The 7,925-nt window shown below is 71.2% G+C and carries 6 protein-coding genes; 4 read left to right on the top strand and 2 right to left on the bottom strand.

Translation table 11 applies throughout. The features are described 5' to 3' along the window. The 4 genes from D7X74_RS18210 to D7X74_RS18195 all read left to right on the top strand — a co-directional run. Nucleotides 1-1,294 (top strand): response regulator (locus tag D7X74_RS18210; RefSeq protein ID WP_120534236.1); only part of this gene is annotated, 1,294 nt, incomplete at its 5' end. Beyond that, nucleotides 1,291-2,148 carry a protein-glutamate O-methyltransferase CheR gene (locus D7X74_RS18205; protein ID WP_233595715.1) on the top strand — a complete coding sequence of 286 codons (858 nt, stop codon included), beginning with the start codon at nucleotides 1,291-1,293 and terminating at the stop codon, nucleotides 2,146-2,148. The genes D7X74_RS18210 and D7X74_RS18205, both read left to right, overlap by 4 nt. Further along, nucleotides 2,145-2,765, top strand: coding sequence for a chemotaxis protein CheB (locus D7X74_RS18200; RefSeq protein WP_120534231.1), 621 nt, complete (start codon nucleotides 2,145-2,147; stop codon nucleotides 2,763-2,765). The genes D7X74_RS18205 and D7X74_RS18200 overlap by 4 nt, the downstream gene beginning before the upstream one ends. Before the next feature lie 28 nt (nucleotides 2,766-2,793). Further along, on the top strand, nucleotides 2,794-3,909 hold the full coding sequence (locus tag D7X74_RS18195; protein WP_120534235.1) for a hybrid sensor histidine kinase/response regulator: 1,116 nt from the start codon (nucleotides 2,794-2,796) through the stop codon (nucleotides 3,907-3,909). Here D7X74_RS18195 and D7X74_RS18190 read toward each other — a convergent pair. Together D7X74_RS18190 and D7X74_RS18185 are read right to left on the bottom strand one after the other, a co-directional pair. Continuing rightward, entirely contained in the window at nucleotides 3,899-4,831 is a 933-nt protein-coding gene (locus tag D7X74_RS18190) for a metallophosphoesterase (RefSeq protein ID WP_120534230.1), read from the bottom strand. The two genes, D7X74_RS18195 and D7X74_RS18190, sit on opposite strands and share 11 nt — an antisense overlap. 119 nt (nucleotides 4,832-4,950) lie before the next feature. Then, on the bottom strand, nucleotides 4,951-7,899 hold the full coding sequence (locus tag D7X74_RS18185; RefSeq protein ID WP_120534229.1) for a choice-of-anchor D domain-containing protein: 2,949 nt from the start codon (nucleotides 7,897-7,899) through the stop codon (nucleotides 4,951-4,953). Nucleotides 7,900-7,925: the final 26 nt, after the last annotated feature.

Below are 7,925 nucleotides of genomic sequence, written 5' to 3'. Positions count from 1 at the left end.
GCCCCCCCACACGCTGCCCGTCGCCCCACCGGCACCGACGCCCGCCTCGCTGCCTCCGCCCGTGGCGGGCCTGGAGGATGACCGCGAGCGCGTCACCCCCGGCTCGCGCACCCTGCTGGTGGTGGAGGACGACGCGCTCTTCGCCGCCGTGCTGCGCGACCAGGCGCGGGAGCTGGGCTTCCTGTGCCTGCTGGCCCACACCGGCGCGGACGGCCTCAAGGCCGCCGAGGGCTACCAGCCCAGCGCCATCCTCCTGGACATCCACTTGCCGGACCACTCCGGCCTCACGGTGTTGGATCAGCTCAAGCGCAACCCGCGCACGCGCCACATCCCCGTGCACATGCTGTCCGCGCTGGACCAGACCCGCGAAGCGCTGGAGTTGGGCGCGGTGGGCTACGCGCTCAAGCCCGTGCAGCACGAACAGTTGCTGGACGTGTTCCGCAAGCTGGAGACGAAGTTCACGCCGGGCGTGCGCCGCGTGCTGGTGCTGGAGGACGACACCCGCCAGCGCGAGAGCATCCAGAAGCTGCTGGAGAACGAGGAGGTGCGGATTCAGGGCGTGGCCACCGCGCACGACGCGCTCCAGCAGCTCCGCGAGCACACCTTCGAGTGCATGGTGATGGACCTGCACCTGCCGGACCTGAGCGGCTTTGAATTGCTGGAGCAGATGGCCGCCCACGAGGACGTGTCCTTCCCGCCCGTCATCGTCTACACCGGCAAGTCGCTCAGCCGGGACGAGGAGCAGCGCCTGCGGCGCTTCTCGCGCTCCATCATCATCAAGGGCGTGCGCTCCCCGGAGCGCCTGTTGGACGAGGTGACGTTGTTCCTGCACCAGGTGGAGTCGCGCCTGCCGCCGGAGCGCCAGCGCATGCTGCAGACGGCGCGCGACCGCGAGTCCACGCTGGACGGCCGGCGCATCCTGGTGGTGGAGGACGACGTGCGGAACATCTTCGCCCTCTCCAGCGTGCTGGAGCCCCGGGGCGCGAAGGTGGAGATCGCCCGCAACGGCAAGGAGGCCCTGGCCCTGCTGACGAAGAGCCTGGCCCAGCCACGGCTCGCGGTGGACCTGGTGCTGATGGACGTCATGATGCCGGAGATGGACGGCCTCACCGCCACGCGGGAGATCCGCAAGCGCTCCGAGTGGCAGAAGCTGCCCATCATCGCCCTCACCGCGAAGGCCATGCGCGACGACCAGGAGAAGTGCCTCCAGGCGGGCGCCAATGACTACATCGCCAAGCCGCTCGACGTGGAGAAGCTCCTGTCGCTGCTGCGCGTGTGGATGCCCAAGGGATGAGGCCCCGCATGCTCGACGTGGCGTCGAAGGACTTCGACATCGAGCTGCGCCTGCTGCTCGACGCTGTCTACCTCAAGTACCACTACGACTTCCGGAGCTACGCGGTGTCGTCGCTCAAGCGCCGGCTGGCGCAGGCCGCGGAGCACTTCGACTGCGCCACCCTGTCCCAGCTCCAGGACCGGGTGCTGCACGAGCCCACCCTCTTCCCCTCACTGCTGGACTACCTCACGGTGCAGGTGAGCGAGCTGTTCCGGGACCCGTCCTACTTCCGCGCCCTGCGCGAACAAGTCGTGCCGGTGCTGCGCACCTACCCGTCCCTCAAGGTGTGGATCGCCGGCTGCAGCACCGGCGAGGAAGCCTGGTCGCTCGCCATCCTGCTGCGCGAGGAGGGCCTGTTGGAGCGCACGCTCATCTACGCCACGGACATCAACCCCACCGCGCTCCAGCGCGCGGAGGCGGGCCTGTACGCGGTGGACCGCATCGCGGCGTTCACCCAGAACCACCAGCTTTCGGGCGCGCGCACGTCGCTGTCGGACTACTACACGGCCGCGTACGGCAGCGCGGTGTTCGACCGTTCACTCAAGTCCCACATCGTCTTCTCGGACCACAGCCTGGCCACCGACAGCGTGTTCGCCGAGGTGCAGCTCCTGTCGTGCCGCAATGTGCTCATCTACTTCAGCCGCGAGCTGCAGGAGCGGGCGCTGGGCCTGTTCCGCGACTCGCTCTGTCACAAGGGATTCCTGGGCCTGGGGGCCCGCGAGTCCCTGCGCTTCTCCGCGCACGAGGCGGACTTCGCCCCGGTCGTCCCCGAGGACCGGCTGTACCAGAAACGCGAGAGGAGCCGCCGCCCATGACCGCCTCGCGAAACTCCCGAGTGCCGCCTCCCGGCCGCGTCGATGCCATCGTCGTCGGCGCGTCCGCGGGGGGCGTGGATGCGCTGTCCACCCTCCTGCCCATGCTGCCCCGGGACTTCCGGCCCGCGCTGCTCATCGTCCTGCACCTGCCCCGGGAGCGCCCCAGCCTGCTGGTGGAGGTGTTCTCCGCGCGGTGCGCCCTGCCGGTGCACGAGGCCACCGACAAGGAGCCCATCCAGCCGGGCACCGTCTACTTCGCGCCCCCGGACTACCACCTGCTCGTGGACGCGGGCGTGCCCGGCCCGACGCTGGCGCTGTCGCAGGACGCGCCGGTGCACTTCTCCCGCCCCGCCATCGACGTACTCTTCGAATCCGCCGCGGCCGTCTACGGCGGGCGCCTGGGGGGCATCATCCTGTCGGGCGCGAACGCGGACGGGGCCAGGGGGCTGGCCTCGGTGCGCGAGGCGGGCGGCGCCACGCTGGTGCAGGCGCCGGCCACCGCGCTCGTGGCCACCATGCCCGCGGAGGCGCTCGCGCGGGGGCCGGTGGACTTCGTGCTGCCTCTTGAACAGATGCCCGCCGTCCTGAGGGCGTGGGGAGGTGCCGGTGCGCTCTGATGTCCTCCCCAGAAAGGAGTCCCAGGGCGTGTCCTCCCGGGTGAAGTGCCTGCTCGTCGATGACCTGGAGGAGAACCTCCTGGCGCTGTCCGCCATGCTGCGGCGTGACGACGTGGAGGTGTACTGCGCCCCGTCCGGCGCGCAGGCCCTGGAGCTGCTGCTCCAGCACGAGTTCGCGCTCGCGCTCCTGGACGTGCAGATGCCGGACATGGACGGCTTCGAGCTGGCGGAGCTGATGCGCGGCTCGGAGCGCACGCGCGACGTGCCCATCATCTTCGTCACCGCGGGCGCGGGCGACCCCCGCCGCATGTTCAAGGGCTACGACGCGGGCGCGGTGGACTTCCTCTACAAGCCGTTGGATCCGTACGTGCTGCGCAGCAAGGCGGGCGTCTTCTTCCAGATCCACCGGCAGAAGCAGCAGCTGGCCGAACAGCTGGACACGCTGGCGGAGACGCTGCGCCTCAACGAGATGTTCACCGCTGTCCTGGGCCACGACCTGCGCAACCCCCTCTCCGCCATCCTCACCGCGGCGGACCTGCTCCAGCGCCGCTCGGAGGACGAGACCGTGCAGAAGACGGCGGGCCGCATGCTCACCGCCGGCAAGCGCATGGGCCGGATGATTGAAGACGTGCTGGACCTGGCGCGCGCCAGGCTCGCGGGCGGCATCCCGCTGCGCCGGGGGGAGACGGACTTCGGCCAGCTGGTGCAGCGCATGGTGCAGGAGCACCAGACGGCGTGGCCCCAGCACACCATCGAGGTGCAGCAGGACGGCAACCTCGTGGGGGACTGGGACGCGGACCGGCTGGCGCAGGTGGCCTCCAACCTGATTGGCAACGCGCTCCAGCACGGTGGCACCGCGGAGCCCGTGCGCATCCGCGTGGACGGCACGAAGGACGACGCCCTGCGCTTCACCGTCACCAACGTGGGCGTCATCCCGGGCCGCCTGCTGCCCTTCCTCTTCGACCCGTTCCGGGGCGGCCAGCAGAACCGCGGCCGGGGCGAGGGCCTGGGCCTGGGGCTCTACATCGTCCAGCAGATCATCCAGGCCCATCAGGGCGGCGTGGAGGTGCTCTCCGGCACCGGCCCCTACACGGAGTTCCGCGTGGAGCTGCCGCGCCGGGGCGTGGAGGTCGTCAAGCTGTAGCGTTGTCGTCGTGGGACGCGCTGCCCGGCCCGTCGCCATCGCCGGACTCCACCAGCGGGGGCAGCGTGTGCAGCCCCCAGCGCTGCCCCACCTGCCACGCGACGGCGCCGCTCACGCCCCAGCCGGCGCGCTGGGCCTCCCGGCCCTCGAACTCCAGCCAGAAGACGGCGGTGTCGGGCTTCGCCGCCTGATCCAGGCACGCCACGCGCGACTGCGTGCGCCCCTGGGCCTCCATCGAGACGGCGAACGGCTTGTGCGAGTGGCCACAGAGCACCCAGCGCGGGTGCACCCCGTCCACCAGCTTGCGCGTCACCGGGTTGCCAATCCACGGCGAGGGCAGCGGCCGCTCCGGGGCCAGCCGCTCCTCGCGGGCCTTCTGCACGATGCCCCGGGGCCACTCGTGCACGAGCAGCAGGTCCACGTCCTTGAGCGCGGCCACCTGCTCCACCTCCGCGGTGCGGAAGTAGCCCGCCTGCTTCGCCGTATCCAGCGACGTGGGCCGCTTCAGTGGCTGGTCGATGAAGCGCGGCGCGTGGATGCCGGACAGGTACGCCACGCGCAGGCCGCGCAGCTCCCGCAGGCCCGCGCGGCCCAGGTAGTGGACGTTCGGGGCCAGCTCGCCGCCGTCGGGCAGGTCGTGCAGCGCCTCGAAGTCCTCGTTGTTGCCGCCAATGAAGTACAGCGGCCGCTTCATGCTGCGCAGGCCGTCCGCGTACCCGGCGAACTCCGCGGGCATGGCCCGCTTGGCGGCCTTGCGCTTGTGGTCGTCCGCCCGGCGGAAGGCCTCCACGTCCCCCACCGCCAGCACCAGATCCACCGGGCGGCCGCGCGCCTCTTCCAGCGCGTCCAGCCAGGCCTCCACCCGGTGGAAGCGTCCATGGATGTCACCCAGCGCGGCGACGAGGAGGGAGTCCTGCGGCATGTCCCAACTCAAAGCCTCCCGTCCCGCGCTGTCGAGTCACCCGCCCCCACGTCTGCCCGGTGACGGACGAATGGCTGGTCTCCGAGCCGACGGGGAGCCGACGGGGAGCCGACGGGGGCCTACGGGCAGCCCAGCGGATAGGTGATCTCCACCAGGGCCCCGGGCGGAGGGGCGCGCTGCCGGTCGAAGACGACCGCGTTGGTGCGCGCCTCGTAGCCCCAGCCGCCCACCGCGGGGGTGCCTTCCACCCGGACGGTGATGGCCCCGGCGTCGGAGGGCTTCTGCGACAGGGGGAAGTTGCGGTTGGCCCCGAAGGCGCTCTCCGACAGCTTCTCCAGCGACGCGGCCCAGTTGGGCGTGCAGATGCTGTCCACCACGCCCCCCAGCTTCTGCGCCAGCTCCATGTAGCGGTTGCCGGAGCTGCTGGCGGTGGTGCAGGTGGAGAGGTCCGCCGGGCCCACCACCGCGTTGAAGCTCACCTTCGCGGGGTCGTTGCCCTTGAGGGCCAGGAAGTACGTCTCATAGAAGGACACCGGCTGGGAGCTGAAGTCCTCCTCGTCCGACAGCGCGATGATGGCCAGCTTCGCGTCCTCGCGCAGGAAGCCCCCGTTGCCGTCCGACGGCTGCGGCGTGCGCGGATCATCCAGGTTGTAGAGCAGCGGATCCGACAGCGCTCTCCACGCCGCGTCCAGGCCCTGCTCGTTCCAATGGCACACGCCCACGTGGGTGTTGAAGGCGAAGACGCTGGCCGCGTTGGGCGTCTGGGGCGTGATGATGCGCGGGCTGGAGCCGTCCACCGGGTACAGGCGTCCGTTCTCACCGCCCAACGCGCCGCCGGGGCACTCGGACCAGCCGCCCGGAGAGGGGTCCAGGCCGGTGGTCGTCACGCCGATGCGGTAGTCCACCTGCGCGGCGGTGGCGGCGGAGAGGAAGGCGGAGAAGTTCTCCCCCAGGCTCTGCTGCTCCTCCATCATGGACCCCGAGTTGTCGATGACGAAGAGCACGTCCACCTTCGCCTCCGCCTCCTGGAAGAAGCGGTCGGTCTGCTCCGTCTTCGAGATGGCCCGCGCCAGCAGGCCCGCGTTGTAGACGGAGCCATCCGCCAGCGTGAAGCGCACCGTCGCCGCGTCGTCGCCCTCTTCCGCGGGCGTGTACTTCGCGGTGAGCTTCACCCGGGCCCCCGGCTGAAGCGTGGCCGGCAGCGGCCCCGTCACCGCGAACTCCTGGCCCGGCTGCTCCAGCTTCAGGCCGGACACCTTCACCGCCGCCGGACAGTCGTTGTAGGCCATGAACTCGCGGGTGCGCGCGCCGCACGACAAGCGGCTGATGCCGAAGTCCACCGTGGTGGGCTGCACGGAGAAGCACCCGCGCACGCCCTGGCCGGACAGGGACACCATCGGATGGCCCAGCGTCGGATGGCTCACCCACCCTTCGGCGAGCCCGTGGAAGGCCCCCTCCTCATCCGGCTGGAAGCGCACGACGAGCGTCGCCTTCTTGCCGGGCGCCAGCACCGCGTTGCCCACCGGCTCCGCCTGGAAGGCCCCGTCGGAGCCCGACGCGAGCTGAAGGGCGGACAGGTAGCAGGACTCCGTGCCGGTGTTGCGCAACGTCACGCCCAGCGCCACGCGCGAGCCCACCGGCACCTGGCCGAAGTCCAGCGTCGCGGGCAATGCATACACACACGGCGGGAAGTCCCTGCCCTCACCGACCAGTTGCACGCCCTCCGTCGCGAGGGCGCCGTTGTACGACGTGGTGACGGTGAGCTGCCCGTCGCTCTGGCCGGTGATGCCCACGCGGGGGCTGAAGGTCAGCCCCACCTTGACGGTGCCTCCAGGGGCCACGGGCAGGCTGGCCGGCGGCTGCGCCAGCGTGAAGTAGCCGCCCGTCTTCGTGGTGAGTGCAAGCCCGGTGACGGCCGCCTCGTCGCGGCAGTGGTTGTGCACCGTGACCTCACGCGTGGCCGTCATGCCGAAGGCCACCTGACCGAAGTTCAGCCGCGCGGGCGTCACCTCCACGCACGACGCGCCGCCCTCGCCCGCGAGCGACACCTTGGGCCCCGGCGACGTGGTGTCCGTCTTGCGCACGGCCACCTCCACGCGGCCGTCCTTCACCTTGCCGGAGGCCACCGGCGTGAAGGCCACGCGCACCTCCACCACCGCGCCCGGCGGCAGCAGGTCATTGGACAGCACCGGCGCGCTCACGACCCTGAACACGCCGGACGGGTCCTCCAGGAGCGCCGCGCCCTTGTAGCTGAGCGGTTCTGTCCCCTGGTTGCGCACGGTGATGCGCGCCTCCGCGGTGGCGCCCACGGCCACCCGGCCGAAGTCCACGCGCAGCGGCGTCACCTCCAGCATGCTGGCGACGCCCGTGCCGGTGAGCGTCACCACCGCGGGCTCGCAGCCCTCGCACACCGTGATGTGCAGGGCCGCCTCGGACGCGCCCAGCCGCACCGGGCTGAAGGCCACCGGCACCTTGCGCGTCTCATGCGGCGCGAGCACCGACGGCAGCCCCGCCCCCGCGGAGAACTGATCCGCGTCCGTGCCCTGCACCGACAGCACCAGCGGGCTCTCCACGTCGGAGGGATTGCGCACCGTCACCTCGCGCATCTCCACCAGCCCCAGGTTCACGTTGCCGAAGTCGAGCGCCGTCTCCGTCACCTCCACCAGCGCCTTCACGCCGCGCCCGGTGACGGGCACCTGGGCCACCGCCTCCCCGGACGCGTCGGTGAGGACCTCCAGTTGTCCCTGGATGTCGCCCTCCACGTCGGGCGTGAAGCGCACTTCGATCTCCTGCTCCGCGCCCGCGGACAGCGTGAAGGGTTCGAAGGAGGGAACGCTGACGTTGGGCAGCGTGGAGCGCGCCCCCTCCACCCGGTAGGACGCGCGGCCCTGGTTCGCCAGCCGCAGCTTCATCGCCTTGGTGCGGCCCAGCGCGGACGCTCCGAACTCCAGCAGCTCCGGCCGCGCGGCGAACCCCGTGCGTGCCTGGTGTGAGGCCGGCCGCTCACAGGCCGTCCACACCAACGTTGCCAAGGCCACCACCACCGTCGCCCATCGAGATCCACCCATACAGAGTCCCGTCCTTCCCACACCTG

Origin of the sequence: Corallococcus sp. CA047B, assembly GCF_003612065.1 — a bacterium.
In the GTDB taxonomy this organism is placed as follows: domain Bacteria; phylum Myxococcota; class Myxococcia; order Myxococcales; family Myxococcaceae; genus Corallococcus; species Corallococcus praedator.
This window is presented reverse-complemented; position numbering and strand designations above follow the sequence as displayed.